This window comes from Akkermansia sp. AE01SA01, from assembly GCF_036417395.1.
GTDB lineage: Bacteria > Verrucomicrobiota > Verrucomicrobiia > Verrucomicrobiales > Akkermansiaceae > Akkermansia.
This window is the reverse complement of sequence record NZ_CP143890.1, coordinates 2,554,418-2,572,504: the sequence shown is the minus strand read 5'-3', so window position 1 is coordinate 2,572,504 and position 18,087 is coordinate 2,554,418. Positions and strand designations below refer to the sequence as shown.

General features: G+C 53.1%; 10 protein-coding genes, 3 tRNA genes and 3 rRNA genes. 12 read left to right on the top strand and 4 right to left on the bottom strand.

Translation table 11 applies throughout. The features are described from left to right. Positions 1-11: 11 nt before the first annotated feature. Positions 12-88, top strand: a tRNA-Arg gene (locus V3C19_RS10370). Here V3C19_RS10370 and V3C19_RS10365 read toward each other — a convergent pair. The 3 genes from V3C19_RS10365 to V3C19_RS10355 form a co-directional block, all read right to left on the bottom strand. Then, positions 89-793: a hypothetical protein gene (locus V3C19_RS10365; RefSeq protein ID WP_295934712.1), complete on the bottom strand. Its 705-nt coding sequence runs from the start codon at positions 791-793 to the stop codon at positions 89-91. A gap of 103 nt (positions 794-896) precedes the next feature. After that, a complete protein-coding gene (locus V3C19_RS10360; RefSeq protein WP_149873760.1) occupies positions 897-1,241 on the bottom strand; it encodes a hypothetical protein in 345 nt (114 codons plus the stop codon). Between the two features lie 107 nt (positions 1,242-1,348). Next, the gene (locus V3C19_RS10355) at positions 1,349-1,819 is read right to left on the bottom strand and encodes a hypothetical protein (protein WP_162532032.1); all 471 of its coding nucleotides are present in this window, start codon (positions 1,817-1,819) and stop codon (positions 1,349-1,351) included. On the opposite strand from V3C19_RS10355, the gene V3C19_RS10350 reads away from it, so the two are divergent. The 8 genes from V3C19_RS10350 (at position 1,818) to V3C19_RS10315 (ending at position 12,584) form a co-directional block, all read left to right on the top strand. Further along, complete coding sequence (locus tag V3C19_RS10350; protein WP_330937087.1) at positions 1,818-3,758, top strand: hypothetical protein; 1,941 nt, start codon at positions 1,818-1,820, stop codon at positions 3,756-3,758. The two genes, V3C19_RS10355 and V3C19_RS10350, sit on opposite strands and share 2 nt — an antisense overlap. Before the next feature lie 100 nt (positions 3,759-3,858). Then, positions 3,859-4,098: a hypothetical protein gene (locus V3C19_RS10345; protein WP_330937086.1), complete on the top strand. Its 240-nt coding sequence runs from the start codon at positions 3,859-3,861 to the stop codon at positions 4,096-4,098. Positions 4,099-4,310: 212 nt separating this feature from the next. Then, a 16S ribosomal RNA gene (locus V3C19_RS10340) occupies positions 4,311-5,822 on the top strand. A 173-nt stretch (positions 5,823-5,995) separates the two neighbouring features. Continuing rightward, positions 5,996-6,071, top strand: a tRNA-Ala gene (locus V3C19_RS10335). Positions 6,072-6,154: 83 nt separating this feature from the next. Further along, a tRNA-Ile gene (locus V3C19_RS10330) sits at positions 6,155-6,231 on the top strand. A 211-nt stretch (positions 6,232-6,442) separates the two neighbouring features. Continuing rightward, positions 6,443-9,279 (top strand): 23S ribosomal RNA (locus V3C19_RS10325). Positions 9,280-9,512: 233 nt separating this feature from the next. Beyond that, a 5S ribosomal RNA gene (rrf, locus tag V3C19_RS10320) occupies positions 9,513-9,628 on the top strand. Together the 16S, 23S and 5S rRNA genes with 2 tRNA genes alongside form the textbook arrangement of a ribosomal RNA operon. A gap of 397 nt (positions 9,629-10,025) precedes the next feature. After that, the gene (locus tag V3C19_RS10315) at positions 10,026-12,584 is read left to right on the top strand and encodes an alpha-N-acetylglucosaminidase (RefSeq protein ID WP_295934538.1); all 2,559 of its coding nucleotides are present in this window, start codon (positions 10,026-10,028) and stop codon (positions 12,582-12,584) included. Between the two features lie 80 nt (positions 12,585-12,664). Here V3C19_RS10315 and V3C19_RS10310 read toward each other — a convergent pair whose 3' ends face one another. Beyond that, entirely contained in the window at positions 12,665-14,533 is a 1,869-nt protein-coding gene (locus tag V3C19_RS10310; RefSeq protein ID WP_295876977.1) for an OPT family oligopeptide transporter, read from the bottom strand. 118 nt (positions 14,534-14,651) lie between these two features. Here V3C19_RS10310 and pyrF point away from each other — a divergent pair, with 118 nt between their 5' ends. The 3 genes from pyrF (at position 14,652) to V3C19_RS10295 (ending at position 18,053) form a co-directional block, all read left to right on the top strand. Beyond that, positions 14,652-15,437: an orotidine-5'-phosphate decarboxylase gene (gene pyrF, locus V3C19_RS10305; RefSeq protein WP_295876974.1), complete on the top strand. Its 786-nt coding sequence runs from the start codon at positions 14,652-14,654 to the stop codon at positions 15,435-15,437. A 129-nt stretch (positions 15,438-15,566) separates the two neighbouring features. After that, positions 15,567-16,340, top strand: coding sequence for a TonB family protein (locus V3C19_RS10300; protein ID WP_295876971.1), 774 nt, complete (start codon positions 15,567-15,569; stop codon positions 16,338-16,340). 21 nt (positions 16,341-16,361) lie between these two features. Continuing rightward, a complete protein-coding gene (locus V3C19_RS10295; RefSeq protein WP_130084905.1) occupies positions 16,362-18,053 on the top strand; it encodes a putative manganese-dependent inorganic diphosphatase in 1,692 nt (563 codons plus the stop codon). Positions 18,054-18,087 lie beyond the last annotated feature (34 nt).

Sequence of the window (18,087 nt, the reverse complement as noted above, 5' to 3'; positions counted from 1 at the left end):
TTCCACGCCATGCGTCCATAGCTCAGTTGGATAGAGCAACTGCCTTCTAAGCAGTGGGTCACAGGTTCGAATCCTGTTGGACGTGCCATTATGAACCTCGTAAGCCGCAAGCTTGCGGGGTTTGCCTTTTATGGAGCATGCCCGCGTTCTGTCTCCCTGCGGGAAAAGGTCTTTCAGCCGTCTGAAGGCAATTTCCCGGAATGCTGGAAGAGGCCGGCACGAATTCGGGGCGGCTGTGTTCGTCCTGTAAAAGTGTGTGGATACATAATTCCAGAATCTTGTACATGCCGTACGTGTTCAGGTCTATGCCGGGATGGAGTTTCTGGAATTTATGGATGATGGACATCTCCGCCTCGGAAAAATTGACGGAAAACGCATGCGGGGACATAGGTCGCGAAACATTTTCCTGCATCAGCTTCTCAATAAACAGGGACTGCGTGGCTGGAATTCTTCCGCTGGCTGAAAACCAAGTATGCACGGTCCGAACGGAAACCCGGCATTGTTTCGCCAACCACTGCCGCGTTTTACCATGAGCTTTGAGCCACTCCTTGACTTTGAGGCGTTCGGGGTCGTTTCTATCCGGAAAAGACGACAGGCGCAAATCGGGCTCGGACATCAGCGCCGGAATAATCCGGGCGAGCGCTCTTTTGGTATTATCGGATATTTTGCGTACGCTCATCTGGGCGTAAAACGTCTGAGGGCGGATTCCTATTTCCCCGGCCAGTTGATAGGACTTACAATGCTGGCATTGAAGCCATTCCCTGACTGTAGCGCGTATTTCGTCGTCTGACATGAAATTACTGGGGATTTGGTAATTGCGTGCAGGTTGGGCACTGAATATTCAGCTCTCCATTCTTCCTTTCCATATGATTGGGTTGAGCGTCCGGGCCGGCTTCCTACCTTTTGCACTTGATGTTGGAAAGTGCGTCCAAAGCTTCACTGGCCCATTCCGGTACGGTTAATCCATGTCTTTCCGCTTCCGATCTGAACTTTTCATATCGCTGTGGAGTTACCGGAACATGGATGCTGTTTGGATTTTTGATCTGAGCTGCACGAGCGTGTTTGGCGTACTCTTCCTTCATGATTCTGTCAATGAGACGTTGTCGTGCAGCAGGGATGGGTACGGTGGATAGCCACTTGTCAACCTGGCTTTTGCTTACGCCGCAAAGATCGGCGAATTCATCCCTAGTCATTTTTGTGAGGGCCAGAAACTTCCTGATGCTGGACTTCATATCATCCATGCGCGCATTTTTCGCATTCAGAAAAATCTGGCAAGACCTTTCTAATGTGTTTTCTCTTTTGGAAAATAATATTGTCTTTGATTATCCTAAAAGGTAAATTTTTTTTCTTAAAACCAATGAAATTCAAAAAAATGTGGATGCTGGAAATTGACATTTTCTGCCCTCGGGGGAAAAAGCTCATGCTTAGCATTTTTTCTCTTCTCCAGTACTCCGGCGCCGCATAAATTTTCCTGCTGCGGGGAGAAATGAATCTTGTTTTGCCATCCGACTGGAAATCCTCTTCTATAATCTTGACGCGGCTGGTTCCGGGAGTATGGTTTTACCATGTTGAATTTTAATCTGCTTGTTTTGGGCTGTTCCGCAGTTTTTGCGATGACTGCGGGTATGCCTTCAATGGCTGGCTCTTCTGAAAAAAAAGAAGATAAAACTGCCGCCGCGGCGGAAGCTTTGCCTGAAATGCTTCTGGATGGAATTCCGGAAGTGTGGCTCCAAGGTGATCCCGTGAAAAAATGGGAAAAGGACAAAGTGTATATTTTTGAATTCTGGGCAACCTGGTGCGGTCCCTGTCTTGCTGCCATGCCTCATATGGAACATCTGCACCAGGTGCTCAAGGGAAATCCAAACCTGCAGATCATCGGGGTAAACGTGATGGATCGCAAATCTCCGGAAAACCTGAAGGAATTTCTGAAAAACAGGCCGACTCCCCTCACTTATACCATGGCCGTGGACCTGGATGGAAAGCGCACCAAGGCAAAATGGCTGGATCCTCTGGAAGTAAATGGAATTCCACATGTTTTTGCCATTAAAAACGGAAAACTCATCTGGCGGGGGCATCCCTTAAAGCTTTCGGAAGAAATGCTGACGGCTATGTTGAAGCCGGACTTCTCAGCGGCCTCCCTGCCGGTCGAAACAGCGGATGCGAGAGATAAGGAAAACAAGATTTTCCTGCAGACGAGGCAGATGGTCAACCAGCTTGTCCAAAAAAATGGCAGACAGGGGGCTGATCCCCTTTTAAAGCAGATTCAGGAATCGAATCAATTTTCACAGGACAGGCTGATTTATTTGAAAACCATACCTTTCAATGTTCTGCTGAAACAGGGAAAATATGATGAAGCACAATTGGTCCTGAATGACCTGACGGAAGAATATTCAGATAATTACCGTGTGCAGATCAATGTGGCCGGTAGCTTGCTGCAAGCAGACACCATGCCATCTGATAAATTGGATGCCGCGCTGGTAGAACGGTGCTTGCGCCGCTGCATTGAAATCTCGAAAAAGGGAAACAAGGAGGCATCTCTTCCGTGGCGCATGATGGCGGAATTACGGGAAAAGCAGGGCAAGAGAAAGGAGGCTCTGGAGTATATGGAAAAAGCCATTACGCTTTCATCTTTGGGAAAAGCATGGGCAAGGCTGCAGGAACAGACGGGGGATAAGGAAACGCTCCAGTCCTTGTTGGACCGTGCGACGGAGGGGATCAGGCCGGAACCGCCTCGCAAGATGCAGGAAATAGAAGCGGTTCAGGAAGATTCCTTTTATACGCCTCTCTTGAAAAAGCAAACCTGGTTCAATCATCCGGGCCTGGCGGGGCTTCCTGCCGGGAAAACTGTTTTTATCGACTTCTGGCGAGCCTTTTCGAAGGATGGAAAGCTAGTAGGGGATATTCCCGCCAATACGCTGGATATTGTCTTGAAGAAATACGGGCTTTTGGATCACCCTAATGTCAAAGTACTGGTACTGTCGGTGAGACCGTTGAACAAGGAACAAGTGAAGGAGTGCCTGGAACGTCCCGGCATGTGGTCTCCCTATCCTGTTGGGGTTCCTTCCGATGACTCTGTAATGGACCTTTTTAACTCTCTTAAACTTCAATACTTTCCGTCGTCTGCCGCCATTCGTGACGGTGTGGTTGTATGGGCTGGAGAAATCAAGAGAATGCCTTCCTGGGTAGCGGACTTGGCGGCCAGGGATACGCTTGACAAAGATAAACTGACTGAAGAGCTTGCCAAACGCCAGGCATACGACCAGGAGCTTGAGGGTGTGTACAAAAAGTCCTTTGAGCTCCGCAAACAGAAAAAATATGAGGATTACATCAAATTGCTGGAAGAAAATGCAGAGCGTTTTTCCGACAATCCCTCCTTCTCTTCCACAGTAGCTGAAATGCGTGCCGGACAGGCAGTCAAGGAAAAGGATTACCGTAAGGCGGTTGATATTCTGGACAAGATGCTTGCCCGCTTTCCTCAGGAAGACACCCTGGCCTCTTACACGTTGAAAATCTATAGAAACTTGGATGAAATGCAGGAGAACAGCTACGACGCTTCCCGGCGCGCCTTGCAGATCATGCGGGATGCCAATACTCGCGGTGATGGCGGCTACAATGCCGCTTGTTACCAAGTCATGATGGAAATGGCCATGGACAAAAAAGACTATGCGCAGGCAAAAGAGGATGCCCTGAAAGCATTCCGTGAATTGCCGCTGGTCCATCAATATGCAGCCATGAAGAAAAAACAGAAGGAAATTTAAGCCTGCTGAAACATTTTACCCTCTTTCCCTGTGAAAGGGGGCTTTTTTATGGGGAAATGTGAATTTTTAAAATGCCTATAATCAATGAGTTTTAAAATTTTTGAAAAACAATTCGAAAACATTTTCAAAATATATTGACAAATGGGTTGGTTTTAGTAGACTTCTCGGCACGCCAACACGGCGGCAGAACGAAAGGCCCACGGCCCTGGGAACCCTGCAGATGGGTTTTGGGAAGGAAGGCTGGCCGTCTGCAGGAAGCTTTTTTAAAGAGAGCGCCGATAAGAAGATTTTCAAGGGAATGACTACCGAAGCCTACGCAGGGCCGTCCTTTGAGCGATGAGAATCGCCGATGGGTAAGCGGTCTGAAGGAGCGACCTAGCTCTGAGAGGGTAGGGTTGGTAGAAGCAAGGGAAGGAAAAAAGGTCGTGACGCGCGCCGTGCTGGAATAAGCGAAGAGGCACGAGGGAGACAAACCCGAGTGAAGAGCTTGCGAAGCATGGCGCAAATGAAATCGAGAGATTCCATTTGGTCCAGCAATTTCAAAAATTATATTTGATGGAGAGTTTGATTCTGGCTCAGAACGAACGCTGGCGGCGTGGATAAGACATGCAAGTCGAACGGGAGAATTGCTAGCTTGCTAATAATTCTCTAGTGGCGCACGGGTGAGTAACACGTGAGTAACCTGCCTCTTAGTGGGGGATAGCCCTGGGAAACCGGGATTAATACCGCATACGATTGAAAGATCAAAGCAGCAATGCGCTAGGAGATGGGCTCGCGGCCTATTAGTTAGTTGGTGAGGTAACGGCTCACCAAGGCGATGACGGGTAGCCGGTCTGAGAGGATGTCCGGCCACACTGGAACTGAGACACGGTCCAGACACCTACGGGTGGCAGCAGTCGAGAATCATTCACAATGGGGGCAACCCTGATGGTGCGACGCCGCGTGGGGGAATGAAGGTCTTCGGATTGTAAACCCCTGTCATGTGGGAGCAAATTAAAAAGATAGTACCACAAGAGGAAGAGACGGCTAACTCTGTGCCAGCAGCCGCGGTAATACAGAGGTCTCAAGCGTTGTTCGGAATCACTGGGCGTAAAGCGTGCGTAGGCTGTTTCGTAAGTCGTGTGTGAAAGGCAGGGGCTCAACCCCTGGATTGCACATGATACTGCGAGACTAGAGTAATGGAGGGGGAACCGGAATTCTCGGTGTAGCAGTGAAATGCGTAGATATCGAGAGGAACACTCGTGGCGAAGGCGGGTTCCTGGACATTAACTGACGCTGAGGCACGAAGGCCAGGGGAGCGAAAGGGATTAGATACCCCTGTAGTCCTGGCAGTAAACGGTGCACGCTTGGTGTGCGGGGAATCGACCCCCTGCGTGCCGGAGCTAACGCGTTAAGCGTGCCGCCTGGGGAGTACGGTCGCAAGATTAAAACTCAAAGAAATTGACGGGGACCCGCACAAGCGGTGGAGTATGTGGCTTAATTCGATGCAACGCGAAGAACCTTACCTGGGCTTGACATGTAATGAACAACATGTGAAAGCATGCGACTCTTCGGAGGCGTTACACAGGTGCTGCATGGCCGTCGTCAGCTCGTGTCGTGAGATGTTTGGTTAAGTCCAGCAACGAGCGCAACCCCTGTTGCCAGTTACCAGCACGTCAAGGTGGGGACTCTGGCGAGACTGCCCAGATCAACTGGGAGGAAGGTGGGGACGACGTCAGGTCAGTATGGCCCTTATGCCCAGGGCTGCACACGTACTACAATGCCCAGTACAGAGGGGGCCGAAGCCGCGAGGCGGAGGAAATCCTGAAAACTGGGCCCAGTTCGGACTGTAGGCTGCAACCCGCCTACACGAAGCCGGAATCGCTAGTAATGGCGCATCAGCTACGGCGCCGTGAATACGTTCCCGGGTCTTGTACACACCGCCCGTCACATCATGGAAGCCGGTCGCACCCGAAGTATCTGAAGCCAACCGCAAGGAGGCAGGGTCCTAAGGTGAGACTGGTAACTGGGATGAAGTCGTAACAAGGTAGCCGTAGGGGAACCTGCGGCTGGATCACCTCCTTTCTATGGAGTAAGTGCAGCATTGACTGCATAGGTCGGTTCTCGTCTTGAGGGATGAGAAAGCGTATCTCGCGAGGGAGCGCAACGAACTAAACAAGATGTGTAAAGCAGGCTCGCCTTTGAGCGGAGCCGGTACGACGTGCGTCACGGCCTTTTTTTCTGAAAGAACCGCAACTGGGGGTATAGCTCAGTTGGTAGAGCGCCAGCTTTGCAAGCTGGATGTCCGGGGTTCGAGTCCCCGTGCCTCCACCAGTTTCGGTAAAGAGGGACAGAAACAAAAGACTTTGGTAACTAATCTTTAGTCTTTGGTAACTGTCTCGCAAGAGACCCAAGCCGGGCCTGTAGCTCAGTTGGTTAGAGCACGCGCTTGATAAGCGCGGGGTCACAGGTTCAAGTCCTGTCAGGCCCACCAAAAAATTGATTATTGGAAGGAAGACGAAAATTGACATCTGCGTGGCAAAGAAAACGATTGCTGAGAAGCAATCGCTTTCCAACAAAGTGGGTAGTTGAAAAACAACTACAATACACAACATAAAACATGCATACCAAGATAAAAAGACAATACAGTAAGTCACGAAAGGGCTTTGTGGTATTGTGGAAGTGGTAACAAGCTTTTGCAATATGATGAAGTAAGTAAGGGCGTACGGTGAATGCCTTGGTGCCAACAGGCGAAGAAGGACGCGGCAAGTCTGCGAAAAACCTCGGGAAGCTGCAAGCAAGCGATGATCCGGGGGTATCCGAATGGGGTAACCTGATCGAGGCAATACTCGATCGTTCATACCTGAATACATAGGGTATGAAACGCGAAACCCGCTGAAGTGAAACATCTCAGTAAGCGGAGGAAAAGAAAGAGAAATCGATTCCGTAAGTAGTGGCGAGCGAAAGCGGATGGAGCCCAAACCGAAGGTACTCCTTCGGGGTTGTAGGACCACGACATATTCGACCATACTGGATAGTAGAACAGCCTGGAAAGGCTGGCCATAGAAGGTGAAAGCCCTGTAGACGAAATCCAGAGTGGGAATTAGTGGTATCCTGAGTAATACATCACACGTGGAACGATGTATGAATCCGCGCGGACCACCGCGCAAGGCTAAATACTAGTTGGCGACCGATAGTGAACAAGTACCGCGAGGGAAAGGTGAAAAGAACCGCTGTGAGCGGAGTGAAATAGAACCTGAAACCGTATGTCTACAAAGTGTCAGAGCAGAGCGATCTGCGATGGCGTGCCTTTTGTTTAATGAGTCTGCGAGTCAGTGTTTGTGGCAAGACTAAGGGCTTCCGGCCCGGAGTCGCAGCGAAAGCAAGTCCGAATAGGGCGAATCAAGTCGCAGGTACTGGACCCGAAGCGGAGGTGACCTACCCTTGGCCAGGTTGAAGCATGGGTAAAACCATGTGGAGGACCGAACAGGTGAACGTTGAAAAGTTCTCTGATGAGCTGAGGGTAGGAGTGAAAGGCTAATCAAACCCCGTGATAGCTGGTTCTCTTCGAAATGCATTTAGGTGCAGCGTCACGTGCTGATGCGCGGGGGTAGAGCACTGACAAGGCTAGGGGGCACACCCGCTTACCAAACCTTATCAAACTCCGAATACCGTGCAATGGAACGTGGCAGTGAGACAGTGGGGGATAAGCTTCATTGTCGAGAGGGAAACAACCCAGACCAGCAGCTAAGGTGCCTAAATAACGCTCAGTGGAAAGGATGTGGGATTACACAGACAGTGAGGATGTTGGCTTAGAAGCAGCCACCATTTAAAAAATGCGTAATAGCTTACTCATCGAGTGATCCTGCGCCGAAAATGATTGGCGATCAAGCGTTATACCGAAGCTCTGGACTTTGCCGCAAGGCAGAGTGGTAGAAGAGCGTTGCATGCGCATTGAAGGGTGATGGCGACTGACCCTGGAGCGCATGCAAGTGAGTATGCAGACATGAGTAACGTAAAGCCGGGTGAAATCCCCGGCCGCCGTAAACCCGAGGTTTCCAGGGCAACGTGTTTCGTCCCTGGGTTAGCCGGGACCTAAGCCGAGGCCGAGAGGCGTAGGCGATGGACATCAGGTTAATAATCCTGAGCTCGCGACCCTTAAACTGGGGGGACGCATGAGAAAAGATGACTAGGTTATTGAATTCCGAGTTGAGTCCACGGACTCAGCGCATCATTGGATCGAGTGCCAAGAAAAGCCCCAGCGTATGCTAAGCGACCCGTACCGCAAACCGACACAGGTGGGTGGGTAGAATATACCAAGGCGTAAGAGTGAAACCTGGTTAAGGAACTCGGCAAATTAGCCCCGTAACTTCGGAAGAAGGGGTGCCTGCAGCGATGCAGGCCGCAGAGAAATGGCCCAACCGACTGTTTATCAAAAACACAGCACTCTGCAAAGACGCAAGTCGAAGTATAGGGTGTGACACGTGACCAATGCCGAAAGATTAAGGCAAGGGGTTAGCCGCAAGGCGAAGCTCTAAACCCAAGTCCCGGTGAATGTCGGCCGTAACTATAACGGTCCTAAGGTAGCGAAATTCCTTGTCGGGTAAGTTCCGACCTGCACGAATCGTGAAACGAGTTGGGCACTGTCTCAACCAGGCGCTCAGTGAAATTGTAGTGGCGGTGAAGATGCCGCCTACCCGCAGAAGGACGGAAAGACCCTATAGACCTTAACTGTAAGCTGTCATTGTTTCTTCGGTTTTAATGCTCAGAGTAAGTGGGAGACGCTGAAGATGCCCTTTAGGGGGCATCCGAGTCATCAATGAGACACCACCCTTTGAAACTGGAGGATCTAACCCTGAGCCGTGAATCCGGCCAGAGGACCGTGTCAGCCGGTCAGTTTTACTGGGGCGGTATCCTCCCAAAGAGTAACGGAGGAGCGCGAAGGTGGGCTCAGCCCGGTTGGCAACCGGGTGTCGAGTGCATGGGCATAAGCCCGCCTAACTGTGAGACCAACAAGTCGAGCAGATGCGAAAGCAGGCCCAAGTGATCCGGCGGTAGAAAGTGGAATTGCCGTCGCTCAACGGATAAAAGGTACCTTAGGGATAACAGGCTGATCACGCCCAAGAGTTCATATCGACGGCGTGGTTTGGCACCTCGATGTCGGCTCGTCGCATCCTGGGGCTGGAGAAGGTCCCAAGGGTCCGGCTGTTCGCCGGTTAAAGCGGCACGCGAGCTGGGTTCAGAACGTCGCGAGACAGTTCGGTCCTCTATCCTCTGTGGGCGTTGGAAAATTGAGGGGTTCAGACCTTAGTACGAGAGGACCGGGTCTGACGCACCACTGGTGCATCGGTTGTACTGTCAAGTGCATGGCCGAGTAGCTAAGTGCGGAAGGGATAAGCGCTGAAAGCATCTAAGCGCCAAGCCCATCCCAAGATGAGTTTTCCCTATAGGTTCGTGGAAGACCACCACGTCGATAGGTCGCAGGTGTAAGTGCAGCAATGTATTGAGCCAAGCGATACTAATCACCGATAGACTTCATCATATTACATCACACTCCCAATCGTGAATACAACTTACCAAATGTCCTATTCACCATATGCATGATTTAAACACCACCAGCCACGCAGATGTCAGTTTACGCTGATTCCTTCCCCTCGTAACGAGAGGAAATCTTCTTAGCCACACACACAACAACCCTTAAAAAATCCCCCTCAAAGCCCCCAAGGGCTCCCGGGCAGGCAGGATGAAGATCAATAAAAACTCTTCCCCCTGAAGCCCGGTGGCCAGAGCGCAGTGGTCCCACCCGGTCCCGTTCCGAACCCGGAAGTGAAACGCTGCCGCGCCAATGGTAGTCGGACGATAGGTCCCGCAAGAGTAGGTCGCCGCCGGGATTTTTTACCTCAAGCCCCTGAAGTTTAAACAACTCCAGGGGCTTGATCTTTTCTTGAAAATACAACTAAACTACTATTGAAAAAAAACACTTAAAGAACTCAATGGACGTAATGGATGTAATGGATGTAATGGATGTAATGGACAGAGTGGCCTCAGGAGACTTAAGGAACAAAAATTCAAACATTCTCTGTCTATTATACCCTCTTTGCCCTCTTTGGCCATGAAAGCCATAAGATCCAATACGTCCATGAAAGAATTGTAACGAACAGTTGAAAAGAACCACGGAACTTAAGGCACCACTGGAAAACAAGATAAAGTAAAAGATGCCGGAATTTTTCTCACTTTGAGGATTGATTTTGAAAGACGGGGTACGGTGCTGAATGTATAGTCATTACCATGATTTCACGCTATGCTTCCATTTGTTCCATTTTGGGATTGGCTGCCGCTCCTGTAATTTTGGCGGCTCCGGCGGATGTTTCTCCGGTAGCGGCGGCGGAAGGAGTGGTGGAGCGTGTGACTCCCTCCGCCAAAGGTGCTGTGTCATTCAAGCTCAATCCCGCCTTACAAAACAGGATCACGATTTCCGGGGCCCCAGGCTCCATTCGGGTGGAGGCTTCCGACGTGCGGCGCCTGATAGCCGGCTATGGCTGGTATTTGAAAAATATTGCCAAGGTTCATTTGTCGTGGAACGGCAACCGGCTTGCCCTGCCTTCCCCATTGCCGGCTCCTGCAAGACCTGTTACGATTGAGTCTCCCTGGAAGACTGTTTTTGCCTACAATTATTGCACCTTGTCTTACACGGCGGCTTTCTGGGACTGGAAGAGGTGGCAGCAGGAAATTGATTTTCTGGCTTTGAACGGTTTCACCCATGCCTTGGTGACGGCCGGATTGGAGAAGACCTGGGAAGATTTTTTGATCGGCCTGGGATATCCCAGGGACAAGGCCATCCGCTTTATTCCCAATCCGGCGTTTGCCGCCTGGTGGAACATGGGTAATCTGGAGGGGCACGGCGGTCCGCTCACCCAGAGACAGATTGATAGGATGGCGCAGTTGGGGAAACGGATCGTGTCCCGCATGGAGCAACTGGGCATGACTCCCGTCCTCCAGGGGTATGTGGGGTTTGTTCCCGCGGATTTTGCGGAGAATGTCCGGATGAAAGGATTGAAGTTAATTCCGCAGGGGGAATGGGTCAATTTCAAGCGTCCCTGGATTGTCGATCCGACGTGCGAGGCATTTCCCAAGCTGGCGGAGAATTGGTATCGTTCCCTTCGCAAGGTGTATGGTATTTCCGGAAAAATGTTCGGCGGCGATCTGTTTCACGAAGGGGGGAGCAAGGGGAATATCAATGTGACACAGGCGGCGGAGGCCGTCCAGAAGGCCATGCAGAAGGCTTCTCCCGGTTCTACGTGGGTGATTCAGGCATGGGGAGGCAATCCTTCCCGCGAATTGTTGAATGGCATGGATCCGAAGCATGCGCTGGTTTTGCAGTTGACCAAGGATATGGCCGACGGAGGAAAGAATTTAAGGACCTTTGACGGCATTCCCTGGGTCTGGTGCGAGTTGTCCAATTTCGGCGGCAATACGGGAATGTACGGAGGCATTCCCCTGTTGTCGCGGTTGGGAAGCGATTTATCCGCACACATGGGCAAGGGATTGACGGGCATGGGAGTTTTGTCCGAAGGTCTTGAAACAAATCCTCTTCATTATGCCCTGTTTTGCGACCGCCTGTGGACCCTGGAGGATATCCCGGTCAAGGAATGGCTCCGGCAATATGCTCTTCAGCGCTACGGCAAGGCTCCGGAATCAGTTGTCCATGCCTTGGGAGTCCTCTCTTCCTCCATTTACAGTCCCGTCCGTTCCCAGGAGGGATGCACGGAGTCCATTGTCTGCGCCCGTCCGGCCTGGAATGTCCGCAAGGCTTCCACCTGGTCCAGCGGGGAAAGATATTATCGTCTGGGGGATATCGTCAGCGCGGCGCGCGATTATTTGAAGGCAGCCAATGAACAGCCGTCGCTGGTGAAAGAAGAGACATTCCGCTATGATCTGGTAGACCTGGTCCGCCAAGTGCTTGCCGATGCCGCCTTTTACCAGCTTCAGCGGGTTCGGGCCGCTTTTGATGCGAGGGATGTTTCCGGCTACAAAAAACAGGTACAGGTTTTTCTGTCCCTGATCACGGATATGGATGCGGTTCTGGCGACGGACAGGCAGTTCCTGCTGGGGACCTGGCAAGAAAAGGCGCTGAATTTGGGGGAAACCCGCCAGGAGAAAGCCCTGATGGATCGTTCCGCCAAGATGTTGCTGACAACGTGGATCGACCAGGCGCCCAGGGCACTGAACGATTACTCGAACCGTCAGTGGGCCGGATTGGTAGTCGATTTTTATCTGCCCCGGTGGAAGAATTTTTTTGAGTCCCAGTTGGAATTGCTGACCGGGAAGAAGGACCGTGCTGCTGCGGATGCTTCTTTCATGGATAAGACGATTCAAGAGGAACTGGCATTCGCCGGCAATGGCAAGGTGTATCCGGTTGCTCCGTCCGGAGATGTTCTGGCGGTAGCCAACCGGGTGATGAAAGCCCGGCAGAAAGTGCTCGACTCGCTGTGTCGGGACGAGAAGTATTCCTCGGGACTCGCCTGGGATTTGAAACAGGGTTCCCCGTTGCGGTTCGATGTAACGGACCGGGTGGATGCTCCGGGCACTTACACAGCCACGTTCCAGTGGAAGGGAGGCCCCAGTGCCTTGAAGATTCATTCCGTCAAATTGTACGAAGGTGACCGGGAAGTGGCTGCGGATGTTCACGAAGGGTGGACCGGCGTGGAGAATAACGGGAATTCCTACACGCTTGTTTTAAAGACGTACCGCACCAATCTGGATTCCTATATGCTGAAAGCGGAGGTGAGCGGCGCGTCCGGAGCGGATTCCCAGGGAGAAATGATTCTGAAGAAGAACGGGAATTGAATGCCGGTTCAAGGTTTGTTTGATTCAGGCTCCGGGAAATGTTTTTCCCGGAACCCGATGCATGGGGCTGGAAGGATGTATCAGCGGGCGGACTGGTAGATGCTGAACATCAGGATGGCCATGCCTGTCAGGGCCGCCCCGGCAATGATGCCGGAGGCGGTGGGGATTTTATATTCCCTGGATTTGGACCGGAAGAGATGGTCTGCCGCCCAGCCGAGGACGGCTCCGGCAAAGAAGAGGAACGAGTCATTCCATTGAATGGCCCACGCAAGGCCGAAGCCGATGGGGGTAGGCAGCCATTTCCCCACAGCGGGAAAGTAGCGGGGAACAAGCACAAGAACCAGACCGAGAATGCCGCCTGCAATGATGGAAAGAACCTTGATGCTGTGCAGATGGCTGAATCCCATGCCGAGGGCTTCCGCCGTTGCCGCCCATGTCCTGGCCCCCGGTGCATTGAAAGCCTGGAGGGCATCCACGTCCGGCACCAGGGAGCGGAACGCCAGCACGGAGACTAGCGTTCCCAGAAAGATGCCGGAGAATTGAGCAATGAATTGCTTGCGGGGGTTGGCTCCCAGCAGATATCCTACCTTGAGGTCCACGAGCAGGTCGGCCGAAGAGCTGGAGGCTCCGGAAGTAATATTGGCCGCCATAAGGTTGGCCGTAACGTGGCCGGGCGCAATTCCTCCGAAGATCAACTGAGTGACTTTTCCCATGGCTCCGGTGGGTGTGATGTTGGCTTCCCCTGTAATCCGGCATACGACAAGCGCCAGAAAGAAGGAGATGAAAACGGCGAGGCAGCTCATCCAGTAGGGAACGTCAAAGGTAGTGTAGGCCAGGTAGCTGAGCGCGATGAGGGAGATGATCTGCCCGGCCAGGAACCAGGTCATGGGCGTTTCTATTTTTTCCACATCCGTCAGATGGCGCTTTTTGTTCATGGAGAACATGGCTCCCAGGGAAGAGAAGGAGCGTGCAATGCTTTTCCATTGGAAGAGGAAGGCCACGATGCTGGCTACGACCATGCATGCGGTGCCTCCCCACAGCGTCCATCCAACGCTGTCGCGGTAGCCGGCTCCAGCGGCAAGCAGGCCCTGGCTTTCCAGCCACGGAACGTACAGAGCCCAGCAGACGGTACCCCCGATGAAAAGGCTGAGGGAGGTTTTCATGCCCACCAGTGCGCCTGCACCCACAAACATGAGGTCCCATTTGAAGAAAATGGTTCTCTGGTACCAGTTTCCCAGGATATGCTGTTGGACAGTTCCCAGCCATTTTTCCCCGCCCAGGGCCATGGCGATGGCATTGGCGGAGGCAAACAGTGCGGAGTAAAGCAGGGCCTTGGCCTGTCCGGCCGCCTTTTTCCCTTCCGAATAGAGGACTTTGAGCGTCTCCGCCGTGGCGATGCTGTCCGGGAACTTGATTTGCTCAATGTTGATCATCTGGCGTTTCATCGGAATGGCCATCGTGACGCCCAATACGGCGATAAAGAAGATCCAGGCAAAAGTGACTCCCAGGGGCATGTGCTGTCCGGTGAGCAGGAGAAGGGCGGCTACGGCCGATGTAAGCGTGCCGCCCGTGGAGTAGCCCGCGGAGCTGGCGGCGGACTGCATGCAGGTGTTTTCCAGAATGGTCATGGGAGATTTGGAAATTCCCAGGCGGACAAAGGCGTTCCAGAGGGCAAATGAAATGATGCCCGCCGTCAGTGCTACGCCGAAGGACCAGCCCATCTTGAGGTTGGCGTACAGATTGGTGAGGGAGAGGATGGAGCCCAGAAGCATTCCGACGATGACGGCTCTCCAGGTAAGCTGCTTAATTCTGTCTCCGGAACCCAGATAGACCTGGTCGTACCATTGTTGTTCTATTTCTTCTGGGGTTCCCCGGAATCCGTCCAGGGGCAGAGGCTTTTCCAGGCAGGAAAGGGGGGGCTGCCCGGCGGGAACGTCAGTGTGCGGCATATGGCCGGAACATAGCATGGGAGAACGGTCTGGGAAAGCCGTATCTGCCGTTCTTCTGCGTTTGGCAGGAGTTCCGTTGGGGCTTGCCTGCCCGTGGCTGCCGTGATTTAATTCGCCCATGAGCATTTCTTTTACGGATAAACTTGCCGCCCGCATTGAAAAGACCGGTTCCGCGTTGTGCGTGGGCCTGGATCCGCGCCCTGTCATGGATGATTTGCAGGCTGTTCCGGTCCTGCTGCGGAAGGTGGTGGAGGAAACCGCTCCTTATGCGGCCGCGTTCAAGCCGAATATTGCCTATTTCGAGGCCATGGGACTGCGCGGTCTGGAAATGCTGGAAGAATTGCTGCCTGATATGCCGGATGACGTTCCCGTGGTGCTGGACGTCAAGCGCGGCGACATCGGAGAGACCCAGAAGTATTATGCACAAGCCTATTTTGAACGCTTGGGTGTGGATGCCGTTACGCTGAGCCCCTTCATGGGGTATGATACTTTGGAACCTTTTCTGGATTACGAAGGCAAGGGCATTTATTTGCTGACGGTTACGTCCAATCCCGGTTCTTCCGACATCGAACGCCGGGAGCTGTCGGACGGCCGCAAGGTGTATGAGCTGGTGGGAGACATGGTGCGGCGGTCCATGCAGGAAGACCGCAAAACGTCCGTAGGCATGGTGGTGGGTCTGACCAATGCCGATTCCGACATTTTGGCGCGCATCCCGGACGCTCCTCTGTTGATTCCCGGACTGGGCGCCCAGGGAGGCGATCTTTCCAGCCTGAGCGGTTCCGGCCATGCGGCGCCTCCCCTGATCAACGTGTCCCGCGGTATCATGTACCAGAATCCGGAATTGGGCTTTGCGGAAAAGGCGCAGACGTTTGCCGCCCGTATCCGTGAGGCTTTGGGCTATTGATTCCCGTGAGTATGTTCATTTTTCACGAAGATAACAAAATGGTAACGTCCTGCGTATGGCTGGGCTGCTGCTTGTCAAAGGGGCTGTGTCTGTTATATTAAAAAGGCATTTGCCCTTTGCCCACTGCTTATGGATGAAAATCCCCGGATTGTGAGGCTCAAGCCTCGTTCCTCCTCCAAATCTGCAATATTGATTGCTCTGGGGGTGGCTGTGGGCGTTCAGGTAGCCTTGTGCGCCGTGCTGGTGGCCATCCATTATCAGGAATGGTGGCTTCCTTCCATCCAGAAGGGAGAAATTGTCATGGAGTTCGTGGCTCCATCCGATAAGGTGCTTGAAGAAGTGAATGAGGTGAGCCCCGTTCCCGTGGACCCTGCGGTTGCTCCGCCAACCGTCAGTTCCGTTCCGGCCATCGCCACGGATGAAGACCTTCTCGCCGTGGAACTGCCGGACCATGAACATTCGCCGGATGTGGAGGATATCCGTCCCGATGTCCCGGAAAGCGAATTTCTGCCGGAGGAACTGGTCGCCATGCAGATCAACATGAGGGAGGTAAAACCCCGCCCTGCCGTGAAAAAACCGGTGGTTCCCGTTGCCGGACACGCCGTGCCGGATGAGAATGTCACTCCGGACAAAAAGGTGCGTTATAAACATGCTCCGTCCTTGCCCGGTTCCGTAAATTCCTCTAGGGTGGGCAAGGTGAATGCCGTGGTGAAAGTCGTGGTGGGGGTAAATGCCCGTGGCGAACCTACATCTGTCAATCTCCTCCAGTCTACCGGAAAGGCGGAATTGGACCGCCTTTTCATGCGCTGGGTGAAGGAGAATTGGACTTTTTATCCGGCAGAAAAGGATGGCGTGCCCATAGCTTCCAAGGTGGTGGTGCCCGTCCGGCTGAACATCGATTAACCTGCAAGGAGGAAACGAAAAATGATTCCGGAGCAAACAGAGAGAAGGCCCATTTACGTGATCGGGCACCAGAATCCGGATACGGACGCCATCTGCTCCGCCATAGGAAATGCGGAGTTTTTGAGAACTCACGGAGAACCTGATGCCATAGCCGCCCGGTGCGGAGAGATGACGCTGAGGACTTCATGGGTGTTGGAGAAGGCCGGAGTGCCGGAACCTGTGTTGATTCACGACGTGACGCCCACTGCCGGGACGATTTGCCGACGGGATGTGATCAGCGTGAGCCCGGATGATACGTTTTTGACGGCATACCGCAGAATGACGGAAAATTCCCTCCAGACTATTCCGGTGATTGATGCGGACCGCAATCTACATGGCCTGCTGCGTTATTTTGACTTGTTGAGCCTCCTGATGCCGCTGAACATGACGGAGATGAATGTACGGTCCGTCTTTTCCAGCCTGAGCAACATTGCTGGAACCATTGACGGCAAGTGCCTGACCGGAGAGACGCTGAGCGAGGAAGAGACCCAGAATATCCTGCTGGTGGGCGCTTCCAGCGAACCGAGCGTGCGGACGAGGCTGGCCAATTACAAGCGGAAGGGAATCGTGCAGGACCTGGTGGTGATTTGCGGAGACCGTCCGAATGTGCAGTTGTACGCGGTGGAACACGGAGTGCGCGCCCTGGTGACGACGGCGGGTTCCTCTCCCTCCTTGGATATTATTGAAACCGCCCAAGCCACGGGGACCTGCATTCTGAGCACACCTTGGGATACGGCCAGTGTCGGCCAGTTGATCCGCTGTTCCCGGAAGGTCAGGGAACAGGTTCACACGGATTATGCGGTGTTTCCCGAGAATATGCCTCTCCCGGAACTGCGGCAGGCCGCCGTCAAGCGCAAGCAGGCCCTGTTTCCGGTAATGAGCGTGAGAACAAACAAGATGATCGGCGTCCTGAGCAAGACGGATCTTGTCGATCCGCCCCGTACGCGTGTGGCCCTGGTGGATCATAACGAGTTTTCTCAGGCCGTCAAGGGTGTGGAAGAAGCGGAAATCGTGGAGGTAATGGACCATCACCGCCTGGGGACCCAGCTTTCTACGCGCGATCCCATCCGTTTTCTGAATGAGCCGGTGGGTTCCACCTCCACCCTGGTGGCGCGGAGGTTCTATCATCGCGATGCGGAGCCTTCCCGGTCCACGGCCATCTGTCTGTGCGCCGGCATTTTATCGGACACGCTGAACCTGACTTCTCCCACTACTGCCCGGGCGGACCGGGAAATGCTGGAATGGCTCACCGGAATTGCTAGGATAGACGCCAAGAAGTTTACAGAAGAGTTTTTTGCCACCGGCTCCCTGCTGCGTTCCAAAACGGCTCCCACCGCCATTGTGCAGGCAGACCGCAAGACATTTACCGAATATGGCCACAAGATCAGCATTTCCCAGATTGAGGAAATTGGCATGTACGGCCTGAAGGAGGTTCAGGAAGATTTGCTGGATGAACTCCGGAAGCTTGAAAAGGAAGAGGATTTGAAGCTGGCCTGCCTGTTGGTAACGGATATCGTCACACATGATTCCATGCTGCTGGCGGTCGGTGATGAGGAAGTGCTGGAGCACATAGAGTACGAGCGCCTGGGTCCCAACCTGTTTGCCGCCAAGGACGTAGTCAGCCGCAAGAAACAACTGTTTCCGGCCATTTCCCGCGCCTTGAAGGTATTATAGGGATTTTCTCTCCCTTTCCGAAACAGGGCGCGGA